At 64.0% G+C, this 25,890-nt stretch carries 27 protein-coding genes and 1 pseudogene; 13 read left to right on the forward strand and 15 right to left on the reverse strand.

Annotated features, from left to right (window positions below; genetic code table 11):
* Positions 1–269: 269 nt before the first annotated feature.
* A complete protein-coding gene (locus tag BA190_RS25205) occupies positions 270–731 on the reverse strand; it encodes a MucR family transcriptional regulator (RefSeq protein ID WP_068294215.1) in 462 nt (153 codons plus the stop codon).
* A 340-nt stretch (positions 732–1,071) separates the two neighbouring features.
* Positions 1,072–1,302, reverse strand: a complete 231-nt coding sequence (locus BA190_RS36125; protein WP_156771693.1) for a hypothetical protein — start codon at positions 1,300–1,302, stop codon at positions 1,072–1,074.
* Here BA190_RS36125 and BA190_RS25210 point away from each other — a divergent pair.
* On the forward strand, positions 1,295–1,669 hold the full coding sequence (locus BA190_RS25210) for a hypothetical protein (protein WP_156771694.1): 375 nt from the start codon (positions 1,295–1,297) through the stop codon (positions 1,667–1,669). The genes BA190_RS36125 and BA190_RS25210 overlap by 8 nt on opposite strands.
* A gap of 16 nt (positions 1,670–1,685) precedes the next feature.
* Here BA190_RS25210 and BA190_RS25215 read toward each other — a convergent pair whose 3' ends face one another.
* From BA190_RS25215 to BA190_RS25225, 3 genes are all read right to left on the reverse strand, one after another.
* Positions 1,686–2,633, reverse strand: coding sequence for a murein L,D-transpeptidase catalytic domain family protein (locus BA190_RS25215; protein ID WP_245314952.1), 948 nt, complete (start codon positions 2,631–2,633; stop codon positions 1,686–1,688).
* A gap of 358 nt (positions 2,634–2,991) precedes the next feature.
* Positions 2,992–3,201: a cold-shock protein gene (locus tag BA190_RS25220; RefSeq protein WP_068294222.1), complete on the reverse strand. Its 210-nt coding sequence runs from the start codon at positions 3,199–3,201 to the stop codon at positions 2,992–2,994.
* Between the two features lie 382 nt (positions 3,202–3,583).
* Positions 3,584–4,528, reverse strand: coding sequence for an AraC family transcriptional regulator (locus BA190_RS25225; protein WP_068294225.1), 945 nt, complete (start codon positions 4,526–4,528; stop codon positions 3,584–3,586).
* A gap of 100 nt (positions 4,529–4,628) precedes the next feature.
* Here BA190_RS25225 and BA190_RS25230 point away from each other — a divergent pair, with 100 nt between their 5' ends.
* The 4 genes from BA190_RS25230 (at position 4,629) to BA190_RS25245 (ending at position 9,058) form a co-directional block, all read left to right on the forward strand.
* Positions 4,629–5,372, forward strand: a complete 744-nt coding sequence (locus tag BA190_RS25230; protein WP_068294229.1) for an SDR family oxidoreductase — start codon at positions 4,629–4,631, stop codon at positions 5,370–5,372.
* A 302-nt stretch (positions 5,373–5,674) separates the two neighbouring features.
* The gene (locus tag BA190_RS25235; RefSeq protein ID WP_068294231.1) at positions 5,675–6,673 is read left to right on the forward strand and encodes an HlyD family secretion protein; all 999 of its coding nucleotides are present in this window, start codon (positions 5,675–5,677) and stop codon (positions 6,671–6,673) included.
* A 1-nt stretch (position 6,674) separates the two neighbouring features.
* The gene (locus BA190_RS25240) at positions 6,675–7,895 is read left to right on the forward strand and encodes an ABC transporter permease (protein WP_068294233.1); all 1,221 of its coding nucleotides are present in this window, start codon (positions 6,675–6,677) and stop codon (positions 7,893–7,895) included.
* Positions 7,892–9,058: an ABC transporter permease gene (locus BA190_RS25245; protein ID WP_068294235.1), complete on the forward strand. Its 1,167-nt coding sequence runs from the start codon at positions 7,892–7,894 to the stop codon at positions 9,056–9,058. The genes BA190_RS25240 and BA190_RS25245 overlap by 4 nt, the downstream gene beginning before the upstream one ends.
* A 5-nt stretch (positions 9,059–9,063) precedes the next feature.
* On the opposite strand, the gene BA190_RS25250 is transcribed toward BA190_RS25245, so the two are convergent.
* The 3 genes from BA190_RS25250 to BA190_RS25260 are packed head-to-tail and all read right to left on the reverse strand — an operon-like array spanning position 9,064 to position 12,258.
* The gene (locus BA190_RS25250; protein WP_082980031.1) at positions 9,064–9,867 is read right to left on the reverse strand and encodes a haloacid dehalogenase type II; all 804 of its coding nucleotides are present in this window, start codon (positions 9,865–9,867) and stop codon (positions 9,064–9,066) included.
* 44 nt (positions 9,868–9,911) lie between these two features.
* Positions 9,912–10,985 carry a tartrate dehydrogenase gene (locus BA190_RS25255; protein ID WP_068294238.1) on the reverse strand — a complete coding sequence of 358 codons (1,074 nt, stop codon included), beginning with the start codon at positions 10,983–10,985 and terminating at the stop codon, positions 9,912–9,914.
* A 28-nt stretch (positions 10,986–11,013) separates the two neighbouring features.
* A complete protein-coding gene (locus tag BA190_RS25260; protein ID WP_202908522.1) occupies positions 11,014–12,258 on the reverse strand; it encodes an MFS transporter in 1,245 nt (414 codons plus the stop codon).
* 190 nt (positions 12,259–12,448) lie between these two features.
* Here BA190_RS25260 and BA190_RS25265 point away from each other — a divergent pair, with 190 nt between their 5' ends.
* Positions 12,449–13,363 carry a LysR family transcriptional regulator gene (locus BA190_RS25265; protein WP_068294243.1) on the forward strand — a complete coding sequence of 305 codons (915 nt, stop codon included), beginning with the start codon at positions 12,449–12,451 and terminating at the stop codon, positions 13,361–13,363.
* A gap of 128 nt (positions 13,364–13,491) precedes the next feature.
* Here the strand turns inward: BA190_RS25265 and BA190_RS25270 are convergent, their stop codons facing one another.
* On the reverse strand, positions 13,492–14,415 hold the full coding sequence (locus BA190_RS25270; protein WP_068294246.1) for a LysR family transcriptional regulator: 924 nt from the start codon (positions 14,413–14,415) through the stop codon (positions 13,492–13,494).
* A gap of 130 nt (positions 14,416–14,545) precedes the next feature.
* On the opposite strand from BA190_RS25270, the gene BA190_RS25275 reads away from it, so the two are divergent.
* Positions 14,546–15,394 (forward strand): alpha/beta fold hydrolase, encoded by an 849-nt coding sequence (locus BA190_RS25275; protein ID WP_068294249.1) that lies wholly within the window; start codon positions 14,546–14,548, stop codon positions 15,392–15,394.
* A gap of 100 nt (positions 15,395–15,494) precedes the next feature.
* On the opposite strand, the gene pcaF is transcribed toward BA190_RS25275, so the two are convergent.
* Genes pcaF through BA190_RS25290 form a run of 3 tightly spaced genes read right to left on the reverse strand, consistent with a single transcriptional unit; the run spans position 15,495 to position 18,097 of the window.
* The gene (gene pcaF / locus BA190_RS25280; protein ID WP_068294252.1) at positions 15,495–16,694 is read right to left on the reverse strand and encodes a 3-oxoadipyl-CoA thiolase; all 1,200 of its coding nucleotides are present in this window, start codon (positions 16,692–16,694) and stop codon (positions 15,495–15,497) included.
* Position 16,695: 1 nt separating this feature from the next.
* On the reverse strand, positions 16,696–17,364 hold the full coding sequence (locus BA190_RS25285; protein ID WP_068294255.1) for a 3-oxoacid CoA-transferase subunit B: 669 nt from the start codon (positions 17,362–17,364) through the stop codon (positions 16,696–16,698).
* Between the two features lies 1 nt (position 17,365).
* Positions 17,366–18,097, reverse strand: a complete 732-nt coding sequence (locus tag BA190_RS25290; protein WP_068294257.1) for a 3-oxoacid CoA-transferase subunit A — start codon at positions 18,095–18,097, stop codon at positions 17,366–17,368.
* Positions 18,098–18,234: 137 nt separating this feature from the next.
* Here BA190_RS25290 and BA190_RS25295 point away from each other — a divergent pair, with 137 nt between their 5' ends.
* Entirely contained in the window at positions 18,235–18,993 is a 759-nt protein-coding gene (locus BA190_RS25295) for an IclR family transcriptional regulator C-terminal domain-containing protein (protein ID WP_068294260.1), read from the forward strand.
* A 16-nt stretch (positions 18,994–19,009) separates the two neighbouring features.
* Here the strand turns inward: BA190_RS25295 and BA190_RS25300 are convergent, their stop codons facing one another.
* The 3 genes from BA190_RS25300 to BA190_RS25310 all read right to left on the reverse strand — a co-directional run bounded on the left by BA190_RS25300 (position 19,010) and on the right by BA190_RS25310 (position 22,184).
* Entirely contained in the window at positions 19,010–19,732 is a 723-nt protein-coding gene (locus BA190_RS25300) for a metallophosphoesterase (protein WP_068294262.1), read from the reverse strand.
* Positions 19,725–20,558 (reverse strand): hypothetical protein, encoded by an 834-nt coding sequence (locus BA190_RS25305; RefSeq protein ID WP_068294265.1) that lies wholly within the window; start codon positions 20,556–20,558, stop codon positions 19,725–19,727. Before BA190_RS25305 ends, BA190_RS25300 begins: the two co-directional genes overlap by 8 nt.
* A gap of 141 nt (positions 20,559–20,699) precedes the next feature.
* Entirely contained in the window at positions 20,700–22,184 is a 1,485-nt protein-coding gene (locus tag BA190_RS25310; protein WP_068294294.1) for a PLP-dependent aminotransferase family protein, read from the reverse strand.
* A 225-nt stretch (positions 22,185–22,409) separates the two neighbouring features.
* On the opposite strand from BA190_RS25310, the gene tauA reads away from it, so the two are divergent.
* The 5 genes and pseudogenes from tauA to BA190_RS36950 all read left to right on the forward strand — a co-directional run.
* On the forward strand, positions 22,410–23,420 hold the full coding sequence (gene tauA / locus BA190_RS25315; protein WP_371260388.1) for a taurine ABC transporter substrate-binding protein: 1,011 nt from the start codon (positions 22,410–22,412) through the stop codon (positions 23,418–23,420).
* A gap of 113 nt (positions 23,421–23,533) precedes the next feature.
* Positions 23,534–24,340 carry a taurine ABC transporter ATP-binding protein gene (locus BA190_RS25320; RefSeq protein ID WP_068294270.1) on the forward strand — a complete coding sequence of 269 codons (807 nt, stop codon included), beginning with the start codon at positions 23,534–23,536 and terminating at the stop codon, positions 24,338–24,340.
* A complete protein-coding gene (locus tag BA190_RS25325; protein ID WP_068294273.1) occupies positions 24,333–25,160 on the forward strand; it encodes an ABC transporter permease subunit in 828 nt (275 codons plus the stop codon). The genes BA190_RS25320 and BA190_RS25325 overlap by 8 nt, the downstream gene beginning before the upstream one ends.
* Before the next feature lie 166 nt (positions 25,161–25,326).
* Positions 25,327–25,707: a nuclear transport factor 2 family protein gene (locus tag BA190_RS25330; RefSeq protein WP_068294296.1), complete on the forward strand. Its 381-nt coding sequence runs from the start codon at positions 25,327–25,329 to the stop codon at positions 25,705–25,707.
* Between the two features lie 23 nt (positions 25,708–25,730).
* Positions 25,731–25,890 (forward strand): annotated as a pseudogene (locus BA190_RS36950) (FAD-dependent oxidoreductase); the annotation flags it as partial.

Genomic DNA, 25,890 nt, shown 5'->3' on the forward strand with positions numbered 1-25,890 from the left:
GCACCAACCTTTTAAGGCGGTCGTCTCGTGCGAGTTGCCCGAACAAGCAAGATCGTCGCAGCGACGATGGCCGCAAGATTGGCGCAGGATGGAGGGCCTACCTCACCCAAAAGCGTCTGCGATTCGAAGGGGTCACGGGAATCCGTGAGGGCGCGCCGAAACAAAGGGCCGGCGCCAAAGTGCGTTCTTACAAACCACGCCTTGCTCCATCCCCTTGTTTCGACACATTTTCTTGATCGAAAAGCCGGCCGGCTTTTCTGGAAAACGCCTTAGGCGTTGCCCTTCTTGGCCCTGCCGCGCGCAGTGCGAACCGGGGCTTTCTCCTTGGTCTGCCGGCCTTGCTGCCCCAGGCCGAGTTCCTTGGCCAACCGTGAGCGGTGGGCCGAGTAATTCGGCGCCACCATGGGATAGTCGGCAGGCAGTCCCCATTTTTCCCGGTATTGCTCCGGCGTCATGTCATAGGCGCTGCGCAGGTGCCGGCTCAGCGACTTGAACTTGCGTCCGTCCTCCAGGCATATGACATAGTCGGGCGTGACGGACTTCTTGATCGGCACCGCCGGCGTTGCCGCAACGACGGGTTCGATTGGCCTTCCAGTATTCAGATCGCTCAACCGTCCATGTACCGATCTGATGAGTTCGGAAAGGGACGAAGAGGAGACCTGATTATTCGCTACATAGGCAGAGACGATATCGACCGTGAGGTCGACCAGTTTCGTGTCAGCTTCAAGCACGTTGAGCCACTTTCATTGTTGTGTTGATTTCAAAGTGAGTGAAGTTTTCTTAGTGACCGCAGCGTTGTGGACCCTATTGCCGCGGTGAGTCTGTGACACTCAAGCAAATTTCCACCCATGTAAAGCCGTGGCGGGCAAGTCTTTGAGCCTGTCCTCAGGCAACACCGATAATGCTGGCGATTTGACCGGCTCGGCCTTCGGCCATCACGCATAAGACTGTCGATATGCTTAAGAAAAAGGCAGTCGTTCTTTTTCCTGGAGTGAGGTGGTTTGACCTTGAGCTGCCCATTGGCGGGCGCCACGCGCCTTTCGTCTGCCGCAGCGAAGACCCAGGCCAGCCTCACAGTTGCCAGGAATAGCCGCCGTTATGACAGCCTGACGATTGAACGGCTTCAAGAAAGTCGTCAATATCATCCTCCGATCTGGAGAGTTCACCAATGAGGATTGCCTTCGCCTTGTCTTGCGCTGGCCTGATCGCCTGCTTGGGCACTGCCCCGGCCTGGGCCGATGGTGCCAGTTGCAGCGACATCAAGCGCGCATTGGTCTCCGCAAATATGGACTTGATGCGCATCGAGCGAGGACCGCTGCCGGTCGCGCCGGTGCAGGCCGCCTTGGTGATCGGCCAGATGTCAGCCCTCACCCAGCTTACCCGGCTTGCCTGCGACGAGGAGGATGCTCGCCAGATCGCGAAGGTCGTTGGGGTTCGCCTGCGTGGCCTGCAGGCCATGCTGCCGATCGGTTCCGCTCCTACCGAGGGAGCGCAGGCTCCGGAAGCCCCTGCCGAGACGGCGGAAGCCCCGGAAAACCCACCGACGCCACCGCCGGCGCCGCCCAGCGAAGCCCGTCGACAGGCCACCCGAAAGCCAGCGAGTGCCGTCGGCTGCCATCGCGTCTATTATACGAGGGATGGCCATCGCTATTGGCGCTGCCAGCGCTGAGCGCAAGCAATCGCGCTTATTCGCTGCCTTCGCAGATCGGGGTTGGCCGCGGCGGCGGGGCGGGATGGTCGAGCTTGTACTGAGCCAAGACCGGCTCCAGGGTTTGTCTCGACCAATATTTGGGGGCACCGATCTCCCTCAGGCAGGCAGCGTTCCAATAGAGGCCAGCCCGGGCGGGCGACTGACCGGCTGCCACCGCGCGCGCGACATTGCTGACGTCGGCGGCTTCGGGATAGATGTAGAGCGTGGTCGGATAGTCCTTCACCATGGACAGGATCTGCTTCACATCCCCGAGCGACCAGCTGGTGCAGCCATTGCTGCGGCCGCCGGCATAGTCCACCAGCTTCCCAAAGGGAACATAACCATCCTGGTTCGCATAGGGGCTGCTCGGAGCCTTGCGCAGGCACACGCCCTTCAGGGCGACGGCGGCATGGCCGCCAATCGCGCGCTGGCGGGCATTGGCGGTCTCGCCCACGCCATCGAACTGGATGAAGGATCGCAGGAATGCCGCATCCTGGTTCGCCGCTACGCGATAATAGCCCTTGAAAGAGGTTTTGGTTTCGGCCGTCACATAGGAACCGCCGGTCGTCAGTTCCGAATCCTGCGCATTGCCGAAATGCCTGGCGCAGCGTCGCCCATTGGCGAAGTCCGCTACGCCTCTCAGATTGCGGCCGCCGCCATGCCCGGCTGAAATGGCCCGGAAGGTATGCTGGGATTCGCAGATGATGTAGAAGCGCCCGCCCGAACTGCCGGGATCGTTGGGCCGCGTCGCATCCATGGCGAAGTAGCAGGGGTTGCTGACGGCTCCCTGGCTCGCCTTCTGGATATAGAGCGCACGGGCTCTTTGCAGGACCGGCAAGGCGATCTGTCCCTGCCCCTCGCCGACATAGCTCATCAGCCAGGAGGGAATGCCGGCCGCCAGAGCCTCGCTCGATCCACCGCCGATGGCGGCACCGAAGCACAGGCAGGCGATACCCACGCCTTTCGCCAGCCTGGATTTCGGCTGCAGCAAGCCTGACAGCCTTCCAAAGCGGGTCCCAAAGGCTCCGGTGGTCTCCATTCCACGGGTGCGAGGGGTCGCCTTGAGCATATGCGCCAACCGAGCCATCGTGAGTTCTTTCCTCTTTTCGCCGAACCGGCCCGCGAAGAAGGCACAGCACCAGGCGATGCGAAGACCAGGCGAGCACGGCCGCAATCGGCATGGCGTCACGCTAGCCTGGAAGCGTTACGTTTCCTTTACTCACCTTGCATGTCGGTAGAGGACGGCAAATTGATGGAGAGCCGTTCTCCCTGCTAAAAGCGGCACCGTGGCGACGACGACCTCAGCAAAGCTTCAACGCGCCTGCTTTCGAGCTGCCCGTCTTGCGATCGATGACGAGTTCGAAACTCACCTTTTGCCCCTCCCGCAACTCGTCGAGGCCAGAAAGCGTCACGGCGCTGATGTGGACGAAGATATCCCGGCTGCCATTGTCCGGCGCGATGAAGCCGTATCCCTTGGCGGGATCGAACCATTTGACAGTACCAGTGCTCATGCTGAGCCTCCCCCAAGAGGCTTCAATCCCGGCTTTCGGCACCCGATGCGGATTCCAACTTCTGCCAAAGACACCAAGGCCCCCGGAAACGCCGTTCGTTGGGATTGCGTACAATGTCTTCGGCAAGCCACCGGCAGGCTATTCCGGATGGCACAGACAAATGGTTCGCTGCCTCTGCTTCATTCAGAAAGAGCCCGACGTTTTGACCGCCGGGCAAGGTCGTGTCTTAGGACCTGTCACCCGCCAGCTCCTCCTAAGGCAGGCGCTGGCAGTATCTCGATTTTCGCACGACCTCGTGATTTCGCCGTGACAACATGCCTTCGGGACGGCGGGCTCGAGCACGACGACACAACCGGGTAATACGAGATGCATGCGCTCGATTTCAGGCTGCCGGGAAAGCCTCCTTGGCGCTCGCGCTTTCACGCTCTCCCTGATACCGTCGGGCGTAATGGGCCGGCGGCAGGCCGACATGCCGGGTGAAGGCAACGCTGAACGTGCTCGCCGAACTATAGCCCACCCGCTCGGCAATCTCGGCAATACCGCCCTGCCCGCTTCGCAATTGGCGCTTGGCTAGGGCCATGCGCCAGGACAGCAGATATTCCATCGGCGAGACACCGACCACATGCCGGAACCGTTCGAAAAAGGCTGATCGGGACAGGGCTGCCGCCTGCGCCAATAGCGCCACCGTCCATGGCCGGGCCGGATCTTCGTGCATGCGCCGGATCACCGGCGCGAGGCGCCCATCGGCAAGACCGCACAGGAGGCCGGGGGAAGCGGTGGTCCGAGCTGACGACCGCAGCGCCTCGATGAGAAGGACCTCCAGCAGGCGTGCCAAGACGACCTCACGCGCGGGTCGCAGCCCGCGTGACTCCTCGCCGACCAGTTTCACCAGGGTGGCGAGCCGGTTTTCGCCACGCACATGGACGAGCTGCGGCAGCAGTGAAACCAGCAGGGCCGCGTCCGGCGAAGCGAAGTGGCAATAGCCGACCAGCAGCACGACGTCCGGCAGTCCGTCGGGATAGCCGAGCCTGAATTCATCGTCACCCAGGGCAACCGGCATGCTGTCAGCGGCATCAGAGGCCATCGGAGCCGGGCTGGACATAACGAAACCATGGGCCGCGGGGATCAGCACAAAATCGCCCGCTCGCAACATGATCGGTTCATGCCCATCGGCTGCGAGGCTGCATGTCCCCTCGAGAACCACGCAGTAGAACGGCCGGCCGGCCTCGGTGCGGCGCACGCGCCAGGGCCCCGCCGCACCCACGATTTTCGAAAAGCGGGCTTCTGGCTGGAGCAGCGTGACGATGTCGGCGAGCGGATCGGTCAAATCTGGACTTATGCGAATGAAATTTGGACTTCTCATTGTAGCAAGTCCGGCCGTGATGATCTAGCCTCCCGGCTTCACCAACCTCATCCGTGGAAACCCGATGAAAACCGTCCTGATTACCGGATGCTCGTCCGGATTCGGCCTCGAAACGGCCCGCTATTTCCTCGACCGTGGCTGGAAGGTCATTGCCACGATGCGCACACCAAGCGAGGAGATCTTGCCCCGCTCCGAGCATGTGCGCCTGCTGGGCCTCGACGTTACCGATCCCCGTAGTATCAGCCGGGCCGTGGAAGCCGCGGGACCGGTCGACGTCCTGGTCAACAATGCCGGTATCGGCGTGCTGAACGCCCTCGAAGGCACGTCGATGGCTGACATCCGCGAGGTCTTCGAGACCAACACGCTCGGCACCATCGCAATGACACAGGCCCTGTTGCCCCAGTTCCGGCAGCACCGGACCGGCGTCATCGTGAATGTCACTTCGAGCGTGACCTACACGCCACTTCCGCTGCTTGCCGTCTATAGCGCCAGCAAGGCGGCGGTAAATGCCTTCACTCAATCGCTGGCACTCGAACTCGCTCCCTTCGACGTGCGCGTTCGCCTGGTGCTGCCCGGACGGGCTCCGGAGACCCGTTTCGGCGAAAATGCGCGAGCCCGCATGAAGGAAGGCATTCCCGAAGCCTATGCCAGCCTGGCACAGCAGGTCTTCGCCGAATGGGGAGAGGCAACAGCGACGACGAAGGCACAGGACGTTACAGAAGCGGTGTGGCGCGCGGCAACCGACCCGTTTTGCCCCCAGCGCCTCGCCGCCGGCGCCGATGCCGTGGCACTGGCCGGAACGAACTGAACCGCAGCAGCGCTCGTCCAGCGTTTCATCCCGGCAGCGATGGCGTGTTCTCCCTGGGATCAGACCTCAGTCTATGTCTCTCGGTGAGGCAGAATAAAACGGTAATATTCTGCTTCAAATTGATAGAATGCCGATAGATTTCTTTCTAACGAAACGTCATCCACCTAAAAACAAACAGAACATCGGGCATTTTTCACGCTCCGGCACCGATCGGGCTTGATCAATTCTGCGACTGGGCCGTAGATCGGTCTTGGGTATGATCGTCATTTCCAAGCCATTCACGTGTTTGCGGGGGATGTTTCGTGGCGGCTGACTCCAAGGGACGTACAGTTTTCCGGTCGATCATCGGCGGGGGCGCTCTCGTCGCGCTGGGGGCGATACTGTGGTTCGCCACACGCCCTCCCCCGCTTGTCGTGCAAGGCGAAGTCACCGCCAACCGGGTCGACATCAGCTCCCGGGTGGCGGGCCGCATCGCCAAGCTGGCGGTCGACGTCGGAGACAATGTCAAGCAAGGCGATGTGATCGCCCAATTGGAGAGCCCCCAGCTCGATACCGGCCTGCTGGCGGCCAGGGCAGCCTTCAACGTCGCCAAGGCCGATTTCGAACGCGTCAACAGCACGCGGGCCGAGACGATAGACGCCCGTCGGGCCGATCTCGCCGCAGCCAAGGCCGACGTCGTGCTCTACCAGGAAGTCTCCAATCGCCAGGCCGCACTGGTGCGGAGCGGCAACACCCCCCAGCAGCGCGTCGATGAGGCCACGCGCAATCTCGAGGCGGCGACGCGCAAGCAGGAAGCCGCCGAAGCGCAGCTGCGGTTGGCGGAAAAGGGTGCGAGTGACGAGGAAAAGGCCCTGTCGGCCGCCCAGGTCAAGCAGGCCGAAGCCAGCCTCGGCCAACGCGAAGCCGATGTGACCGAGCTGACCATCAAGGCCCCGATTTCCGGACAGGTGACCACGCGGGTCGCCGAGCTCGGCGAGAATTTCAGCTCCGGCGCGCCCATCTATTCGCTCATCAACCTCGACGATCCCTGGTTCACCTTCAACCTGCGTGAGGACCTGCTGGCCGGGCTCAAGGTCGGCGACAAATTTGATGTCACCATCCCTGCGTTAGGTGCCAAGCCGGTAGCCGTCCGCGTCACGACCATCAACGTGCAGGGCCAGTTCGCGACATGGCGGGCAACCCGGGCGACCGGTGACTTCGACCTGCGCACCTTCGAGGTCCGGGCCAAACCGGTCGATCGTCTGGAAGGATTGAGGCCGGGCATGAGCGTCATCGCGGCCTGGAACCGGCAAGGCCATTGACATGAAGGGCGCTGGCCGCATCACAGCCGGCTTCTGGCTGGTGTTCTGCCGGGAATTCGCCTGGCTGCGCCACCGTCCCTTCCTGTTGTGCCTGACCACGCTCGTGCCGCTGATCCTGATCGCCGTGCTGTCGGTGACGTTCAGCGCGGGCCTGGTGACGCGCCTGCCGATCGCGGTGCTCGACCTCGACGGCAGCGACCTGTCGCGCCAGGTCATCCGGACCGTCGATGCCACGCCGGACAGCGCCGTGACCCTCCGCGTCGCGGATCTCGGCGAGGGCAAGCGGGCCATCCAGTCCGGCTCGATCTATGGCTTGCTGATGCTGCCCAAGAACCTGGAACGCGACGTCTTCGCCGGACGCCAGCCCCAGGTGGTGTTCTTCTACAACAATCAGCTGATGACGGCCGGCAGTCTTGCCGCCCGCGGCGTCAACAATGCGGTGCCCGCTGTCGAGGGGGCGGTGCGTGTGTCGCTGCGAACCAGCCGGGGCATGCTGATGGCAGCGGCGCAGCAGGCCGTCACGCCGATCCCCGTGCAGACCCAGGCCCTGTTCAATCCCACCCTGAACTACGCGCATTTCCTGCTCGCCAGCATCATGCCGGCCGTATTGCAGATCGTGATCGTACTGTCCTCGGTCTATGCCGCCGGGCTCGATACCGAGACACGCCATCGCCTGCGTGTCCTGCGCCGACTGGGGAATGGGCTGTGGCCGGCCCTGGCCGGCAAGATGCTGCCCTATACGCTGATCTTCCTGGGCGTGCTCGGCCTTGGCGACGCCATCCTGTTCGGCCTTCTCGGCCTGCCCCTGCGCGGCAATCCCTTCCTGCTCCTCGCCGCAGGCACGCTCTATATTCTGGCCTGCCAGTTCTACGGCCTGGTGCTGACCTTGTTCATCAAGCCGGTCACCTCCGCCATCAGCCTGGCGACACTGATCGTTTCCCCTGCCTTCGGTTATATGGGGATCGGCTTCCCGCGCCTGGGCATGAACGCCTTCGCCACTTGGTGGAGCGCCGGGCTACCGGGAACCTGGTATCTCACCGCCCGCATCGACCAGACGCTGCGGGGCACGCCGCCGGACCTGTCGCTTCATCCCATCCTGATCCTGCTGGCCTTCGTCATCGGCCTGGGGCTGTTGGCCGGCTTCAGGCTGGAGCTCATGCGCCGGCATACGCTGGCTGAAAAGCGCGCCGCTTCGTCGGCGCGGGCGGAGGCGCGGGCATGAGTGGCATCCTCAAGGCCTACCGGCACGAACTGGGGCGCATCTTCGCCCTCAAGGCGATCTTTTCGACCCTGTTCGTCGCTGCCCTGATCTATGCGGTCTACTATCCGCAACCCTATCGCAACGAGGCCCTGCGCGATGTGCCGGTCGCGGTGGTGGATCTCGATGGCACCACGGCCAGCCGCGAGCTGGCGCGGCGCCTCGATGCTTCCTCGGATGTCGCCGTGGCGATGGCCCTGCCCGATCTTGCGACCGCCGAGCGCGAAGTCTTCAAACGCACCTTGTCCGGCGCCGTGGTGATCCCGCTCCATTTCGAGCGTGACCTCCTACATGGCCGCGCCTCGCCGATTTCCCTCTATTCCGATGCCAGCTATTTCCTGATCAACACGCGTGTCGCCGGCGCGGTGAATACGGTTGCCCGCGCCTATGGCGCGGAAGTCGAGACGGCCCGCCTGATCGGGCTCGGCATCGACCCGGCCGTCGCGGCCTCGGCCACCAGCCCGATGCCCCTCGTCTCCATCCCCCTGTTCAATCCCCAGGGCGGCTATGCCACCTATGTGCTGCCGGGCGCCTTCACCATCATCATGCAGCAGACCCTGCTGATCGCCGTCTGCCTGCTCGCCACCATCGCCGGCATGCCGGGTGTCGCCGGACAGAGCGTGCCCGATGTCGGAGCGACCGCCACCGTCCTCGGCAAGCTTGCAGCCTATCTGACCGTGGCCGTGTTGCTCGTGCCGTTCTATTTCATCGTCCTCCCCTATTTCTACAACATTCCCAGGCTAGGGGCCCTCGGCACCATCGCGCTCCTCGCCCTGCCCTTCGTACTGTCGGTCAGCGCGCTCGGCATGGTGATCGGGCTGACATTGCGCTCGCCCCTGACCGTACAGCTCACGGCCGCTGCGCTCGGCCTGCCGCTCTTCTTCCTCTCCGGCTTTTCCTGGCCGATCGAGGCCGTTCCACCCGCACTCCGCGCGGTGGCGCAACTCATTCCCGGCAGCATCGCCATCACCGGCATGACCCAGGTGGTCGAGATGGGGGCCTCGATCGACGATGTCAGGATGCAGTTCCTCGGCCTGTGGGCGCTCGCCATCGGCTACACCCTGTTCGCCATCCTGCTCGAATGGCGCCGGCAGCGACGCCAGGCTGCTCGATCTGCCCTCGCCTGAGTTCTTCAGGCGCCGAGCTTGTCGGCCAGCTCGGTGAAGCTGCCGGCATGGACGTCGAACCAGGGCTCGGCCGTGATGTCCGGCCGGGCATCCGGCCCGAATTCCTGCGGCCGCGCGACGAAGGCGGTCCGCATACCGAAAGCCTTGGCGGCCTTGAGGTCGTATTTGTGGCAGGCGACCATCATGATCTGGTCGGGCCGGTAGCCGAGATAGTCGACGGCGAGCTGATAAACGGCCGGGGCAGGCTTGTAGCTGCGTGCCAGCTCCGCCGTCAGCACCGCATCGAAGGGCAGGCCGGCATGCCTGACCACGGCGACCACCGCGGCCATGCCGGCATTCGACAAGGTCGAGGTCACGAATTTCCGCCCGAGCCGGCCGAGCCCTGCAGCACTGTCGGGCCAGGCATCGAGCCTCGTCCAGACCTGGTTGAGCTCGTCCCGCTCCGCAACCGAAAAACGCGCCGACAAGGCATGGCGTTCCAGGAGAACGTCGAGTGCCTGCCGATAGATCGCGTCCACCCGGATCCAGGGCCGCTGTCCGGCGATGACCTCGTCGAGCGTGCGACGGTAGAGATCGCGCCATTCGGCCGACAGGCGTGCCCAGTCCGCCTCGATGCCCTTGGCACGGTTGAGATGCTCGCCCAGGCGCAGGATGGGCTGGTAGAAATCGACGCAGGTTCCCTGCACGTCGAAGGTCAGTGCCCTCACACCCTTCAGAGTTTCAGCCGCCACCGCATCCTTCCCGTCCTGTCCCGCTATCAGCGCCGTCGCTCCCGCGGCAGCGCCGATCAGAATATCTCGGCGATTCATTCGAGTCGAAAGCCCCGGCAATGTCATGACCATCCCCGGATCACTCAGACGTTGGACGAATGGATCGCGTCGATCACGGCATCGGTCACGTCCCGGGTGGTGGCCGTGCCGCCGACATCGGGCGTCAGGATACCGGCGCCCGTCACCCTCTCCACCGCCCGCATCAGCCTGGCGGAGGCTTCCGCCTCCCCGAGATGGTCGAGCATCTGGGCGGCCGTCCAGAACGTCGCCACGGGATTGGCGATGCCCTTGCCGGTGATGTCGAACGCCGAGCCGTGGATCGGCTCGAACATCGAGGGAAAGCGCCGCTCCGGATCGATGTTGCCCGTCGGCGCCACGCCGAGGCTGCCGGCAAGCGCGCCGGCGAGGTCGGAGAGAATATCGGCATGGAGATTGGTGGCGACGATGGTGTCGAGGCTCCTGGGATTGAGCGTCATGCGCACCGTCATGGCGTCGACCAGCATCTTGTCCCAGGTCACGTCCGGAAATTCCTCGGCGACCTCGGCGGCGATCTCGTCCCACATCACCATGCCGTGGCGCTGCGCATTCGACTTGGTGACCACCGTCAGGAACTTGCGCGGACGCGATTGGGCCAGCCCGAAGGCATAGCGCATGATGCGGGTGACGCCGACCCGGGTGAAGATCGCCACCTCCGTGCCGACCTCCTCGGGAAGCCCACGGTGGGCGCGGCCGCCATGTCCGGAATATTCGCCTTCCGAGTTCTCGCGCACGATCACCCAGTCGAGATCGCCCGGCCCGCAATGACGCAGGGGCGAGGTGATGCCCGGCAGGATCTTCGTGGGCCGGACATTGGCATATTGGTCGAAGCCTTGGCAGATCGGCAGGCGCAGCCCCCACAGCGTGATGTGGTCGGGGACATCGGGCGCGCCGACTGCGCCGAAATAGATCGCGTCGAATTTCTTGAGCTTCGACAGCCCGTCGGCCGGCATCATGACGCCATGCTTCTTGTAATAGTCCGAACCCCAGTCGAAATTCTCGATATGGAACTTCAACCCGCCATCCCGCCTCGCGAGGGCTGCCAGCACCGTGGTACCGGCTGCGATGACTTCGGGACCGATACCGTCGGCGGGAATGGCTGCGATGGAATATTCGCGCATCGTCTATGCTCCAGGAGGAAAAGGGGAATTACAGGTGCTGGCGAGCAGCATTGGCGGTGCCGGCGGCCACGGCAGCGGAACGGGCGAGGACCAGCGTCAGCACGGCCGACAGCACCAGAAGACCGGCGACGAAATAGAGCCCACCCGCAAATCCGCCCGTCACGTCCTTGATCCAACCGATCATCGAGGGGCCGACGAAGCCGCCGAGATTGCCGATCGAGTTGATGGTGGCGATGCCGGCGGCCGCGGCGGGGCCGGACAGGAACAGGGTCGGCATGCTCCATAGCGGCGGCTTCGAACAACTGATGCCAATATTGACCAAGGTCAGGGCGATCAGGACAGTGACCACCCCGCTGGCACTGGAAGCGAAGACAAGGCCCCCCGCCGCCAGCAGGCAGGCGAAGACGACGTGCCAGGTGCGCTCGCCGCTTCGGTCGGAATGACGAGCCCAGAATATCATGGCGATGACCGCCATCACGGCCGGAATGGCATTGAGAAAACCGACCTGTAGCGATGTGAGGCCGAATTCCTTGATGATCTGGGGCGCCCAGATGCCAAGCGTATACAGGCCCGCGGAAGTGCCGAAATAGACCAGGGCGAGGGCGAGGACGCGGATATCGGCCAGGCCCGACCAGATGCTGTGGTTGGCCCTGGCGCCCTTGGCCTTCTGTTCGTCCGCCATTGTCCCGACCAGCCAGGCGCGCTCCTCCTCCGTCAGCCATTTCGCCTTTTCGGGGCGATCGGTGAGATAGAACAGCACGACGATGCCGAAGACCAGCGCCGGCGCGGCCTCGATCAGGAACATCCACTGCCATCCGGCCAGGCCCAACAGCCCATGCATTTCCATGAGCGCTCCTGAGATCGGCGACCCCAGCGCCGTGGATAGGGGAGCTGCCGCCATGAAGATCGCCGTAACCGCGGCGCGGCGGCGCGCGGGAAACCAGAAGCTAAGATAGAGGATGATGCCGGGGAAGAAGCCGGCTTCGGCAACGCCGAGCAGGAAACGCAGAATGTAGAAACCCGTCACACCCTGCACGAACGCCATCAGGCCGGAAATGAGGCCCCAGGTGATCATCACCCGTGCGATCCAGATGCGAGCGCCAACCTTGTCGAGGATCAGGTTGGACGGCACCTCGAACAGAAAATAGCCAAGGAAGAAGATACCGGCTCCCAAGCCGAATACAGTCGAGGAGAAGCCTAGATCCTTGTTCATCTCCAACGCGGCAAAACCGATATTCACGCGATCGAGGAACGCGATGAAGTAAAGCAGCATGATGAAGGGCACGATGCGCCATGAAATCTTGCGTAAGACACGCCTTCCCAGCTCGTCTGCCACGATAATTTCCTCCCGATTTTTGTATGGAACGCGTCTGCTGCGCTTGTTCGTTGTTTTTCTGCGCAGACGCGCTGGACTGCAATGCAGCCAAGATTATATAATTTACTTATATAATCAGGAGGAGATCATGGACCTCGGCCAACTCCGCTGTTTCGTCGTCGTGGCGGAGGAACTGCATTTCGGCCGGGCCGCCCAAAAGCTCGGCATGCTGCCGGCATCACTGGGCCGACATATCAGGCTTCTGGAGGAATCGCTGGGCACGCAATTGCTGCTGCGCACGACGCGCAATGTCGGCCTGACCGGCGAGGGCGCACTACTCCTGCCCCAGGCGCGCCAACTCCTGGAGCAATCCGACGACATCGTGGCGCGCTTCAGGGCCATGGGCGGCAACTCGGCCAAGCCGTTGAGGATCGGCGCGATCGACAGCGCCGCCGCCGGCCTGCTGCCGATGCTGCTCCAGGATCTCCGAACGGCTCATCCGGACATGACGACCCAGCTCATCGAGGACAAGACCATCCGGCTCCTGCCACGCTTGCTGTCCGGTCGCATCGATCTCGCCTTCATCCGCCCGCCCGATGCGATCGACCCTCACATCAAGACGCTCCGGCTGTTTCACGAAACTGCGGTGGTGGCCATGTCCATTCATCATCGCCTGGCGGAGCGGACCAATGTCGCGGTCCATGAACTCGTGGACGAACCGCTCATCGTGCCGGAACGGCGGTCACGCCCCCACAGCCACGACCTCACCATCAAGCTGTTCACCGAGGCTGGCCTACAGGCCAGGATCGCGCAATTGGCGGACGAGAAGCAGACCATCGTCAACCTCGTGGCCGCCCGGATCGGTATCGCCATCGTGCCGCAATGGACCGCCCGCCTGGCGGTCAGCGGCGTCATCTTCGTGCCGCTCGCCGTCGAGCCGGGCGCGATGACCAACAGGCTGCCGCTTTCAGCTGCCTGGCTGAAGGGCGTGCGCGATCCGGCCAGGGACAGGGTCCTGGAGATCCTGAACCGCAATCTGTCACGATATGAGGAAGCCGCCTGAGGCGTCGGAAATTTGATGGAACCATCAAGAAGTGAGCATGGCCGCTTCTAGAGAAAAATGACTTTTCGCCGAATCGTCATTTTTCTCTAGCCATTTATTGTGACGCGTTTTCTTGATCGAAAAGTCTATCAACTTTTCTCGAAAACGCTCCAGTCCGCCCACAGCGCCGGGGCATGGACGCGAATATAGTCCCAGAGACGATTGGCGACGGGTCCATGCGGGCGATCCCGGCGCCGCGCAGCGACCAGTTCGGTTTCGATACCCGGAAAGGCGTTTCCGGCGATGGAAACAAGGCGTCCATCGCGCAGCTCCTGTTCGATCATGAAGCGCGGCAGGTGTCCCCAGGCCATGCCGCGGATGATGACCTCCTTCTTCATCGCGTGATCGGCGACGGTGCATTGCGGCGCGCCTTCCAAGACGTAGAAGCTCGCCTTCGCCGCCGACCGGGCAGTATCGCGGATGATGCATTGGGTGAGGCCGCGCATTTGGTCCGGCGAGATCCGGCGGGTGAGAGCGAACGGCAAGAACCCCGGCGCCACCACCGGCACGAACGATATTTTGCCCAGATCGATCCACTCCAGGTGGGGATCGGCCTTTTCGACCCAATGCAGGATCAGGTCGGCCCCGTCCTCCAAAAGCCGTTCCGACGGGCCGCCAATCGTCTCGAAATGCAGGTCGAGCCGTGTCTGCGGACATTGGGCGAAGAAGCCGCCCAACAAATGCAGGCCTTCATGCAGGGGGCAGGTATCGCCGAGGATGACGCGCAGATGCGTCTCCTCGCCCATGGCAAGTTGGCGGGCATGCACCTGCAATCCCTCCATCTCGCCGAGCAGAGACTGGGCCTTGCGATGGAACGAGCGGCCGGCCTCGGTCAGGGATACGCGATAGCCGCTGCGATCGAGCAGAAGGACGCCGAGATTGGCCTCCAGCTTGGCGATCGCCGCAAATATCGCCGCATGGGAGCGATTGAGCAGGGCGGCCGCGGCCTGGAAGCCGCCTTCGCGGGCCACCGCATCGAAGCACTGGATTTCCTGGAGCGTAAAGGCATACATTGTCAACTTTTATTACAATGATCGTAATATCTTTTCAATTTTTATCGAAATTTCTCGACCCTATTTTCGAGACGTCGCCTCGATCCCGGCGGTAGCGCCGGGACAAGCGAGGCATGAGAAGGTGCATATCATGACCAATACCATCGCCCGCCTGGCTACGCTCGATCGCGAACAGCCGGCAACCCCATCGTTCTTCACCAGCGGAGACGGCGTCAGGATCGCCTACACGATAGACGGCCCGAAAGACCGCCCGACGCTCATCCTGTCCAATTCCATCGGCACGACCCTGCACATGTGGGATCTGCAAATCCCCCAATTGTCACAGCATTTCCAGGTCGTTCGCTATGATTTCCGCGGCCACGGCGCCTCGGACGTTCCAGCCGGCGCCTATTCCGACGGCCGGCTCGGCCGCGACGTGCTGGAGTTGATGAATTGGCTCGGGATCGCGCGCGCCCATTTCCTGGGCCTGTCCTTGGGCGGCTTCGTCGGCCAGTGGCTTGCCATTCATGCCCCGGAGCGCATCGAGCGCCTGATCCTCAGCAACACGGCCGCCCATCTCGGGCCCGCAGCCTATTTCGACGAGGCCATCGCCGCCGTGCTCGCCGCGCCGGATATGACGCAGACCGCGGAAACCTTCCTCGGCAACTGGTTCCCGAAGGCCATGATCGCAGCGAACGGGCCGGCCATCCGGACCTTCCGGGAGATGCTGCTGAACACGCCGCGCCAGGGTCTTGCCGGCAATTGGGCGGCCGTACGCGACGCCGACCTGCGCCGCACCATTGCCCTGATCGCCGCCCCCACTCTGGTCATCGCCGGCGAATTCGATACGGTCACCTCGCTCGGCAAGAGCGAGGAGATCGCCGCTACCATTCCCGGCGCCCGGCTGAAGGTGCTGCCCGCTGTTCACCTCAGCAATATCGAGTTCCCACAGGAATTCTTAGCGGAAGTGCTGTCGTTCCTGCAGGTGGATCCGACCTGATCACCCTGGCAATCACGCATCCGTTACGGCCACGCCCCGTACAGGGTGTGGCCGTAAACAGCGCAGAGCGGATGGTGGGCAGGGATTGGGTAATCGGACCTCAAACGCGCTCGAGCGCGATGGCGATGCCCTGCCCCACCCCGATGCACATGGTGGAAAGCGAGCGCCTGCCTCCCTTGCCCGCCAGTTCCAGCGCCGCCGTTCCGGCGATGCGGGCACCGGACATGCCGAGCGGATGACCGAGTGCGATGGCGCCGCCATTGGGGTTCACGCGCGGATCGTCATCGGCAACGCCTAGCTGGCGCAGGGTCGCAAGTCCTTGTGCGGCAAAGGCTTCGTTCAGTTCGATCACATCGAAATCGCCTTGCGCCAGCCCCAGCCGTGCCATCAGCTTTTGCGACGCTGGCGCCGGGCCGATGCCCATGATCCGCGGCGGCACGCCGGCCATCGCGCCGCCCAGGACGCGGGCGATCGGGGTCAGGCCCTGGATCTTGGCCGCCGCTTCCGAGGCCAGGATCAAGGCGGCGGCGCCGTCATTCACCCCGGAGGCGTTGCCCGCCGTGACCGAGCCGCCTTCGAACAGCGGCTTGAGCCTGGCGAGTGCCTCGGCCGTGGTGGCGCGGGGATGCTCGTCGCGCTCCACCACCACAGGATCGCCCTTGCGCTGCGGGATCGTGACCGCCACGATTTCCTGGGCCAGCCGCCCATTGACCTGCGCGGCGGCGGCTTTCTGCTGCGAGGCCAGCGCCATGGCGTCCTGCGCCTCGCGGGACACACCGAAATCATCGGCGACGTTCTGGCCGGTCTGCGGCATTGAATCGGTGCCATAGGCCTTGTGCATCGCCGGATTGACGAAGCGCCAGCCGATGGTGGTGTCGTGGATCTCGGCATGGCGCGAAAAGGCGCTGTCCGCCTTGGGCATGACGAAGGGCGCGCGCGACATGGATTCGACGCCGCCGGCGATCATCAGGTCGGCCTCGCCGGCCTTGATGGCCCGGGCTGCGGCCAGGACCGCATCCATGCCTGAGCCACAGAGCCGGTTGATGGTGGTGCCTGAGACGCCGACCGGAAGTCCAGCCAGCAGGAGCGACATGCGGGCGACGTTGCGATTGTCTTCTCCCGCCTGGTTGGCGCAGCCGAAGATGACGTCATCGACATCCTGCCAGTCCACGCCGGGATTGCGCGCCACCAGCGCCTTCAGCGGCACGGCACCGAGGTCGTCGGCCCGGACCGGCGCCAGCGCACCGCCGAAACGACCGATCGGCGTGCGGATATAGTCGCAGATGAAAACCTCGGTCATGTCACAACTCCGGAACGACGAGATCGGCAACCGGACCGGGAACGTGGAGCCTTGCCCCCGTCACGGCCTGCAATGCGTCGATGGAAAGCGATGGGAGTTTCTCGCGCAGCACGAACCGGCCGCCTTCGATGTCGATCACGGCCAGGCTGGTATAGACCCGGGTGACGCAGCCCACCCCGGTCAACGGCAGGGTGCAGCGTTCGAGCAGCTTGGGCTGGCCGTCCTTGGTGACGTGGTCGGTGATGACGGCAACGCGCTTGGCACCGTGCACCAGGTCCATGGCACCACCGACGGCGGGCACGCCCTTCGGCCCGGTGGACCAGTTGGCGAGGTCACCGGTCTGGGCCACCTGATAGGCACCGAGGATCGCCACGTCGAGATGGCCGCCGCGCACCATGGCGAAACTGTCGGCATGGTGGAAGAAGGCGGCGCCGGGCTTCAGCGTCACTGCCTTCTTGCCCGCGTTGATCAGGTCCCAGTCCTCTTCGCCCTCTGCCGGGCTCTCGCCGAAATTCAGGATGCCGTTCTCGGTGTGGAAGATCGCCTCTCGCCCGGCGGGCTGATACTGGGCCACCTTTTCCGGCAAGCCGATGCCGAGATTGACATAGGCACCGTCGGCGATGTCCTGCGCCGCGCGCCATGCGATCTGGTTGCTCGACAATCTGCTCATCTCAGGCCTCCAGCGGGTAGGCGGCATTGGCGCGGTTCAGGTCTTCTTCCTGACGCGGATGCGGGACTTCGACGACTTTCTGGACGAAGATGCCGGGTGTCACCACGGCCTCGGGGTCGATCTCGCCCGCGGCTACGATGCGGCTGGCCTGCACGATGGTCACGGCGGCCGCCATGCACATCAGCGGGTTGAAGTTCCGCGCCGCCATCCGATAGGTCAAATTGCCGTAGGGATCGGCGAGTTCGGCCTTTACCAGCGCGACATCGGCCTTGAGCCAGCGCTCGCGCACATAGGAACGCCCGTCGAACGCCTCCACCGGCTTGCCCGCCGCCAGATCGGTGCCGAAGCTGGTCGGCGTATAGAAGGCGGGGATGCCCGCCCCGCCGGCACGGATGCGTTCGGCCAGCGTGCCCTGCGGCACCAGCTCCAGCTCGATCTTGCCGGCCAGGTAGAGCTCGGTGAACACCACCGGATCGGCCGAGCGCGGAAAGGAGCAGATCAGCTTGCGTACCATGCCCGCTTCGATCAGCGCGGCGAGGCCGACATGCCCGTTGCCGGCATTGTTGTTCACCACCGTCAAGTCCTTGGGATGTCCCGTGGCGCGATAGCGGTCGATCAGGGCGTGGATCAGCTCGATCGGCGATCCCGCGCCACCAAACCCCCCGATCATCACGGTCATTCCGTCCCCGATAGGCGCTACCGCGCCGGCGAGGTTCGCGACTGTCTTGTCCATCTCAATCCATCCAAGTGGAGGCACCGTGGCCTGAACGCGATCTCGAGGCGCACAATTAGGCGCAACGACTTCTTCCGTAAATCCAGTTTGTGCGATATGCTATATTTGTTTACATATCGCACAAACTGGATTTACGGATGACCATCAGCGAGCGCGACATCATGGGTGGCCTGGCCAAGGGGCTGGCGGTGATCGAGACCTTCACTGCCGAACGCCCGCGCCAGTCCATCTCCGAAGTCTCGGCCGCCTCGGGACTGGACCGGGCGACGGCGCGACGTTGCCTGCTGACGCTCGCACACCAGGGCTATGCCGACTACGACGGCAAGTTCTTCACCCTGACCCCTCGCGTCCTCAGGCTCGGCACGGCCTGCCTTGCGACCATGCCCTTGCCGCAGATCGTGCAGCCGATGCTGGACAGGCTGTCGGAGGAGATCGGCGAAAGCTCTTCGGTCTCCATTCTCGACGGCGGCGAGATCGTCTATGTCGCCCGCGCCGCGCAGAAGAAGGTGATGTCGGTAGTGCTGATGCCTGGCTCGCGCCTGCCGGCCTATTGCACGTCGATGGGTCGGGTCCTGCTCGCCGGGCTGCCGGAACCGGATGCCCGCGCCATTCTGGGCACCGACACGCTGCCTGCTCGCACCTCACGTACCTTGACCGACCCCAAGGCGATCATCGCCGAGTTGTCGCAGGTCAGGGCCCAGGGCTATGCCGCCATCGACCAGGAGGTCGAGGAGGGCTTGCGCTCGGTCGCAGTGCCGCTCCTGAATGCCCGCGGTCGGGTGATCGCGGCGCTGAACACCGGTCTGCCGGCTTCCGGCCCGGTAGCGGATCTGACCGGACGCTATCTGCCGGCCCTGCTAGCCGTGCAGGAGCAACTGAGGCCGATCCTGCGATAAGGGGCTGGTGACGCGCTCAGATCTCGAGCAAAGCGTAGGGTCGTCCCGTCGGCTTTTCGATATGGGCCGCCACGTTATAGACGGGTGCGCCTCGCGACGTCTTGCCCTGATAGGCCCCGCGATGGGCATGGCCGTGAACGACCGCGCTGACCTCGAAGCGGTCGATGGTCTCGGCAAGCCTGGAGGAGCCCAGGAAAGGATAGATTTCGAGCGGCTCTCCCAGCACCGTCTCCACGATGGGGGCGTAGTGCAGCACCACCACCGCCCGATCGGCGCGAACCTGCCGCATGGCATTTTCCAGGCGCATCGCCTGATCGATGCCCTCGGCCACCATGGCCTTGATGGCGGGTTCGCCGAACGAACTCAGCATGAAGCGGCCGAAGCCACCTGCAAATCCCTTCACGCCGACGAAGCCGACTCCCTCGATCTCGACATGCTGGCCATCGAGCAGATGTACCTTCGCTGCCTCCAGGATCGCAGCCAGCTTGTCCGCTTCGCCTGCCTCATAGTCGTGATTGCCCAGCACGGCGACCACCGGAATGCTGCAGGCGGCGAGGTCGGCGGCAAGATGTTCGGCCTGTTTCGGCTTGCCGAGATCGGTGAGATCCCCGGCCAGCACCAGCACATCGGCCGCCTCCGAAATCTCCTTGAAGAGATCGCGATAGGAGTCTACCGGCGTGTCCTTGACATGCAGGTCGGCCAGGGCCGCCACCGTGATGGCCTTTGGCTTGTCATTCATCGCTTCTGCGTCCCTTGGAAGAGCGGCGGTCCCCCTCCCCGCCGACATCGGCAAATCCCCATTCCTTGACGTCGATCTCGAAGTCTATGCGTGAATACATGCGCCCCCGGCAGATCTTCATCTGCGGCGGCGGCAATTGCCGCTGTGCGCCAAGCCGGTCGAGCAGTTCCGTCAGCAGCCAGGCCGGAACGACGTCGCGCTCTGATGGATAGATCCAGCGGAAGTTGAGCAGATGCATCAGGAGCACCTCCCAATGCACCTCCATATGCGCAAGCAGGCGCTGCCAGTCGATCTGCCCATGCGTCTTGAGGATGAGATGGACCACGTCGGCCCCGTCATAACGATGACGCATCTGCACGAAACATTTGGACCAGATGAGGTCGGTCGGCCCGACGATGCCGACCTTGCAGTCGTAAAGATGAATCTTGCGGCCCTGTTCGAACCAATCGTCTCCCACCGGCATCGTACCGTTCGGCGAGGCAAAAATGACGTCGAAGAACTTCTTGCCCTTGAAAACCTTGCCGAGCCAGCGATCATCCTCGATCTCGACGGCGTAGTTCTCGGCCTGGAAATAGGCGAGCAGGCGCTGGGCATCGCCCGCCTTGCAGAAGATATCCAGGTCCTTGGTCAGGCGGGTGATGCCGGTATAGGCGCTGACGGCGAAGGTACCGGCCACCAGAAACGGAACATCGCACGCACACAGGTCCTGGATGGCCTGTTGCACGAAGCCCTCCGCTTCATCGTCGTGCAGCAAGGGCTCGGCCATGGCCTGCATCAAATGCGACCGCTTCGCCTTGGCTGCCTGTTTCTTGCCGCTCGTCGCCATTCCTACCGCCCTTGCCTGCCGTGACGGGCAGGTCGTCCCTGTTGGAACCGATGTTGAGGAACTTGGTTCCGAAGCACCCTCGCCTTGCGCGTGTGCCCGGTCGCGCAGCGGCCTTGGCCGTCATGGGGATTTCAGGGAGGCTCACGACCTCGGCCGCAGCCGGTCCATGCAGTTGCGGGTGAGCGCTACCCCCGGCGCGATGCTGCTACGGTGGATCGAAGAATAGCCCATGCGAAAGAACCGGCAGGGCCCCTCGTTCCTGGCAAAGAAGGGCGAGCCCGCCTCGATCAGCACGCCATCTTCTTTAAGATCCGTCATCAGCCGGTCGGCATCCAGGCCGTCGGGGCCGGCGATCCAGAAGGAGCTGCCGCCGAAGGCAGCGGAACCGGCGATCACCAGGCCCTGCTCCCTGAGCGCCTCCGCCATCACGATGTGACGCCCGTGATAGGCGCCGCGCATACGGTGCACGAGGGCATCGTAATGTCCCAGCCCGAGAAAATAGGCGACGGTGCGCTGCAAATGGCCGGCCGGATGGCGCAGCATGAGGGCGCGCAAGGCTCGCGCCTCCCGGATGAACGCCGCCGGCGCGACCAGATAGCCGAGCCGCAGCCCCGGAAACAGCGATTTGGAGAAACTGCCAACATAGAGGACCCGTCCGCTGCGATCGAAAGCCTTGAGCGCCGGCGAAGGCGGGGCCAGGAAGCTCATCTCGAACTCGTAGTCGTCCTCGACGATCATGAAATCCTTCCTGGCCGCCGCTTCGAGCAAGGCGACGCGCCGCTCGACGGGCATGGTCGCTCCCGTCGGACAATGATGGCTCGGCGTCACGAAGACGGCGTCCACCTGCTCGGGCAGCGCGTCGGGCGGCAGCCCCTCCCCGTCAACGTCGATGGCGGTGACGTCAGCCCCGCTCAACTGCAGGGAGGCGCTCATGTCGGGATGACACGGATTTTCGCACACCGCCCGTGAACCTCGGCCTAGCAGGAGCTGAATGACGATCCACAAGGCGTTCTGGGCGCCCACGGTCACCAGGATCTCGTCCGGGGCGGCGCGGATGCCGCGGCTGGGCAGCGTTCGCGAGCAGATATAGTCGACGAGCCGGGCGTCGTCGGCGGCGGCGAAATCGCCGGCCATCAGCTCGAAATCCTCGCGGGCCAGGGCACGCCGCGCGCAGTCGCGCCAGGCATTGAGATCGAACAGGGAGCTGTCCATCTGGCCGTATAGGAAGGGATAGGGATAGCGCCGCCAATCGAGCGGCTTGCGGATCTGCTTGGCGACGATGAAGCTCGAGCGCAATTTGGCGCTCCAGTCGATCCGCTCCGCCTCGATCGAAGGCGTGGCGATCTCCAGCGTGTTGAAGGGCGGGTTGTCGGCAATGCGATAGGCGCTGCGGCTCGAGGCCTGGATGTAGCCCTGCGATGCCAGTTCCTGATAGGCGAGCGTCACCGTGATCCGGGAAATGGTGAGATAGGCGGCGAGCTTGCGCGTCGAAGGCAGATGCAGGCCAGGGCGCACGCGCCCCGCCAGGATGGAGGAGACCACGGTCTCGCGGATCTGGGCCTGGAGCCCGATCCGGCTCGCCTTGTCGACGAAGAAAATCGTCTCCGAAACCGTCGTCTGGCTCATCCAGCCCATCCCTGACACGTTTTTCCGGAGCGGCGATGGCGTGCGGGCGCGCCTTGCTCCGGCAAACTGGACTCATTCAACTTGCCAACTGGCTCTAAGGCAACAGGCCAGCGTGATTTATCCCTTAAGCCAATAAGACCGGGTCTGATGACACCGGTGAAAATCCGGCGAAAACAGCCGGTGGCACCGGGATCCCCGGTTGCCGCAAGCCAAAGGGGAATGATCATGCAACTGGTCAAGCGTATGGCCGGCGCCGTGACGGTGGCCGCCGGTCTCTTCAGTGCCGCCTTCGCCCATGCCGAAACCAATCTCGTCGTGGGCTACCAGCAGATCGTCGGCCCATTCGTGACGGCGATCGCCGATGGCCGCTTCGATGCCGCTGCCAAGGAGGCCGGCTACAAGATCGACTGGCGCCAGTTCAGCTCGGCCGGCGACATCACCACCGCTTTGGCCTCGGGCGACGTGCCGATCGGGGTCATCGGCTCCACCGGCACCGCCGCTGCCGCCACCCGAGGGGTCGACCTGCAGCTGTTCTGGATCCTCGACAATATCGGCAAGTCCGAAGCGCTGGTGGCGCGCGAGGGCTCCGGCATCACCAAGCCGGAGGACCTGAAGGGCAAGAAGGTCGCCGTTCCCTTCGTCTCGACCTCCCACTTCCATCTGCTCGTCGGCATGAAGCAGGTCTGGAAGATCGACCCGCGCGAGGTCAACATCCTCAACCTCAAGCCGCCGCAGATCGTCGCCGCCTGGCAGCGCGGCGACATCGATGCCGCCTATGTCTGGCCCCCGGCTTTGTCGGAAATCTTGAAATCGGGCAAAGTGATCGCCGATTCCGAAGGCATCGGCGCCGCCAGCGTCCCGACCTTCGACGGCCTCGTGGTCGCCAAGGGCTGGGCAGAAGAGAATCCCAAGCTGATGGCCGCCTTCACCAAGGTCCTGGCGCAGGCCTATGCCGACTACAACGCCAACAAGGCGGCCTGGACGGCTGACTCGCCGCAGGTCCGCGGCATCGTCAAGCTGATCGGCGGCGACGGCCCCAGCACGGTGGAGGCCCTGAAGCTGCTCTCCTTCCCCAACGCAGCCGAACAGACTTCGGATAGCTGGCTCGGCGGCGGCGCGGTGCGCGCCCTCAACGCAAGTGCGAAATTCCTGGTCGAGCAGAAACAGATCAGCAAGTCGCTCGACGACTACGCGCCCTATGTGAATGCAAGCTTTGCCCAGAGCGCGGCCAAATAGAACGCCCCTTCGACACACCGCCCACACCGTCGATCGCCCGCGCAGCACTTGCTGCGGGCGGCCGACAGGACGTCCAACGCGCCCCGTGACCGAGGTGCAGGGAGGCATTCATTATGGAAACGCTTAGTGTCAAGAACGTCAGCCTGACATATCCGGGCCTCTATTCAGACCAGGCCGTCATCGCCCTCAAGGGCGTCAATCTCAGCATCAACAGCGGCGATTTCGTCGTCGCCCTCGGCGCATCGGGCTGCGGCAAGACCACATTGCTGAACATCATGGCCGGTTTCATGGCGCCGTCCGACGGCGAGATCTCGCTCGGGAACAATCGGATCAACGGTCCGGGCGCCGACCGGGGCGTGGTGTTCCAAAAGCACGCGCTGCTACCTTGGCTCAACGTGATCGACAACACCGAGTTCGGCCTCAAGCTTCGCGGCGTCGACAAGACCAAGCGGCGCGAGCTCGCCGCCAAGAACCTGGCGCTGGTCGGACTGCAGGACTTCCACCGCCACATGATCTACCACCTGTCGGGCGGCATGCAGCAGCGCGTGGGCATCGCCAGGGCCCTGACCTGCGACCCGGCCATGCTCTTGATGGACGAACCGATGGCGGCGCTCGATGCGCTAACCCGCGAGACCATCCAGGAATTGCTGCTCAAGGTCTGGCAGCTCACCAACAAGATGTTCTTCTTCATCACCCACAGCGTCGAGGAAGCGCTGTTCCTGGGTTCGCGGCTGATCGTGATGTCACCGCGCCCCGGCCGCATCACCCATACCTACGAACTCGATTTCAATCGCCAGTTCCTCGCGGAGGGTAACGCCCGTGCCATCAAGTCCAGCCCCCAGTTCATCAGGATGCGCGAAGAAATACTCGGCATCATCTATGGCGACGAGCGCGCCAATCCGGAGGCAGCCCATGCTTGAGGGTGTCCTGAAGGCGCGGCCCGTCCAGCCCGGCAAGATCTTCGGCGCGCCCGGCGACGGCAGCAGCGGCCTGATCAGCCTGGCCACCGCCATCGTCCTGATCGCCCTGTGGTTCCTTGTCACCGAGACGGGCTGGGTCAAGCCCCTGTTCCTGCCCTCCCCGGTGGCGGTCTGGGACAAGTTCGTGCTGGCGCTCACCGACGGCGTCTCCAACTCGACCCTGGCCGAGCACACCATGGCGAGCCTCGGGCGCGTCGTCGGCGCCTTCCTGCTTGCCCTGGTGACGGCCGTGCCGATCGGCATCCTGATGGGGGTCAACCGCTTCGTGCGCGGGCTCTTCGACCCGATCATCGAGTTCTACCGCCCATTGCCGCCGCTCGCCTATCTGCCGCTGATCATCATCTGGCTCGGCATCGGCGAGTTCCCGAAAGTGTTCCTGATCTACCTGGCGATCTTCGCGCCGATGGCCATCGCAGCACGGGCCGGCGTGCGCTCGGTCTCCACCGAACAGGTCCATGCGGCCTATGCGATGGGCGGCACGCGCGGCCAGGTCATCAGCCAGGTCATCCTCAAGGCCGCCCTGCCAGAGATCTTCACCGGCATGCGCATCGGCATCGGCGTCGGCTGGACCACGCTCGTCGCCGCCGAAATGGTCGCCGCCAATCGGGGCCTCGGCTTCATGGTCCTCAACGCGGCCGAAAATCTCGAAAGCGACACCGTGATCATGGGCATCTTCATCATCGGCATCTTCGCCTTCGCCTTCGACCTCCTGATCCGCTACCTCGAAAAGGCGCTCATCCCCTGGAAGGGCAAGATCTGACGACGGCGCAAGCGCACTTCGTGGTGGCCGCCCCGGGCTGACCGCCCGACGCCGGCGCCACACGGCACCAACCTTGAGAACAAGACCAATTGGCCGGCCTGCCCGGCCGACGGCGAAGCCTTGCCCAAAGGGCTCGCGCGAAAGACATGAGGAAACTGAAATGTCGATGTCCCCAGACGATCTTGCCCGCCTCTTCGATGCCTTCAACCGGCATGACATCGACGGCGTCATGGCCTTCTTCGCTCCGGACTGCGTGTTCGACGCGGTCGGCGGCCCCGAGGTCTACGGCACGCGCTTCTCCGGCACCCAGGCCATCGCCGAGGCCTTCAGCGGCGTGTGGCAGGCGATGCCCGACGCACGCTGGGCTCATCACAGCCATCTCGTCCATGGCGATCGGGCGGTTTCGGAATGGGTCTTTTCCGGCACCCAGGCCGACGGCAGCCGCATCGAGGCTGAGGGCTGCGACCTCTTCACCCTCGCCGGCGGCAAGATCATCCGCAAGCAGGCCTTCCGCAAGAATCGGCCGCCACAGGCTGCGCAGGGCTGAGCTCAGCGCGGGAGGACAATCCGATGGACCAGCAACTCATCAGGGCGACGGCGCCGAGGCAGCCCTTCGATCCGGCCTACGACCCGATCCATGCCCCCAATCCGGGTGCCGGAAAGGACTATGCGCCGACCTATTGGATCGGCACGGCGGGCACGCCGCCCGCCGATGACGGGCCGGGCACCC

This window comes from Labrys sp. WJW (assembly GCF_001676615.1).
Taxonomy (GTDB): Bacteria; Pseudomonadota; Alphaproteobacteria; order Rhizobiales; family Labraceae; genus Labrys; species Labrys sedimenti.

What these genes read in the sequence shown, in the direction of transcription:
- BA190_RS25310 (WP_068294294.1), bottom strand. Translation starts at nt 22,184, where the DNA reads ATGAGCCAGACGACGGTTTCGGAGACGATTTTCTTCGTCGACAAGGCG.
- BA190_RS25210 (WP_156771694.1), top strand. Translation starts at nt 1,295, where the DNA reads ATGCGCATCGAGCGAGGACCGCTGCCGGTCGCGCCGGTGCAGGCCGCC.
- BA190_RS25230 (WP_068294229.1), top strand. Translation starts at nt 4,629, where the DNA reads ATGAAAACCGTCCTGATTACCGGATGCTCGTCCGGATTCGGCCTCGAA.
- BA190_RS25220 (WP_068294222.1), bottom strand. Translation starts at nt 3,201, where the DNA reads ATGAGCACTGGTACTGTCAAATGGTTCGATCCCGCCAAGGGATACGGC.
- pcaF (WP_068294252.1), bottom strand. Translation starts at nt 16,694, where the DNA reads ATGACCGAGGTTTTCATCTGCGACTATATCCGCACGCCGATCGGTCGT.
- tauA (WP_371260388.1), top strand. Translation starts at nt 22,410, where the DNA reads ATGCAACTGGTCAAGCGTATGGCCGGCGCCGTGACGGTGGCCGCCGGT.
- BA190_RS25255 (WP_068294238.1), bottom strand. Translation starts at nt 10,985, where the DNA reads ATGCGCGAATATTCCATCGCAGCCATTCCCGCCGACGGTATCGGTCCC.
- BA190_RS25240 (WP_068294233.1), top strand. Translation starts at nt 6,675, where the DNA reads ATGAAGGGCGCTGGCCGCATCACAGCCGGCTTCTGGCTGGTGTTCTGC.
- BA190_RS25305 (WP_068294265.1), bottom strand. Translation starts at nt 20,558, where the DNA reads ATGGCGACGAGCGGCAAGAAACAGGCAGCCAAGGCGAAGCGGTCGCAT.
- BA190_RS25275 (WP_068294249.1), top strand. Translation starts at nt 14,546, where the DNA reads ATGACCAATACCATCGCCCGCCTGGCTACGCTCGATCGCGAACAGCCG.
- BA190_RS25270 (WP_068294246.1), bottom strand. Translation starts at nt 14,415, where the DNA reads ATGTATGCCTTTACGCTCCAGGAAATCCAGTGCTTCGATGCGGTGGCC.
- BA190_RS25260 (WP_202908522.1), bottom strand. Translation starts at nt 12,258, where the DNA reads ATGCTGCTTTACTTCATCGCGTTCCTCGATCGCGTGAATATCGGTTTT.
- BA190_RS25290 (WP_068294257.1), bottom strand. Translation starts at nt 18,097, where the DNA reads ATGGACAAGACAGTCGCGAACCTCGCCGGCGCGGTAGCGCCTATCGGG.
- BA190_RS25295 (WP_068294260.1), top strand. Translation starts at nt 18,235, where the DNA reads ATGACCATCAGCGAGCGCGACATCATGGGTGGCCTGGCCAAGGGGCTG.
- BA190_RS25265 (WP_068294243.1), top strand. Translation starts at nt 12,449, where the DNA reads ATGGACCTCGGCCAACTCCGCTGTTTCGTCGTCGTGGCGGAGGAACTG.
- BA190_RS36125 (WP_156771693.1), bottom strand. Translation starts at nt 1,302, where the DNA reads ATGCGCATCAAGTCCATATTTGCGGAGACCAATGCGCGCTTGATGTCG.
- BA190_RS25320 (WP_068294270.1), top strand. Translation starts at nt 23,534, where the DNA reads ATGGAAACGCTTAGTGTCAAGAACGTCAGCCTGACATATCCGGGCCTC.
- BA190_RS25245 (WP_068294235.1), top strand. Translation starts at nt 7,892, where the DNA reads ATGAGTGGCATCCTCAAGGCCTACCGGCACGAACTGGGGCGCATCTTC.
- BA190_RS25300 (WP_068294262.1), bottom strand. Translation starts at nt 19,732, where the DNA reads ATGAATGACAAGCCAAAGGCCATCACGGTGGCGGCCCTGGCCGACCTG.
- BA190_RS25330 (WP_068294296.1), top strand. Translation starts at nt 25,327, where the DNA reads ATGTCCCCAGACGATCTTGCCCGCCTCTTCGATGCCTTCAACCGGCAT.
- BA190_RS25325 (WP_068294273.1), top strand. Translation starts at nt 24,333, where the DNA reads ATGCTTGAGGGTGTCCTGAAGGCGCGGCCCGTCCAGCCCGGCAAGATC.
- BA190_RS25285 (WP_068294255.1), bottom strand. Translation starts at nt 17,364, where the DNA reads ATGAGCAGATTGTCGAGCAACCAGATCGCATGGCGCGCGGCGCAGGAC.
- BA190_RS25250 (WP_082980031.1), bottom strand. Translation starts at nt 9,867, where the DNA reads ATGAATCGCCGAGATATTCTGATCGGCGCTGCCGCGGGAGCGACGGCG.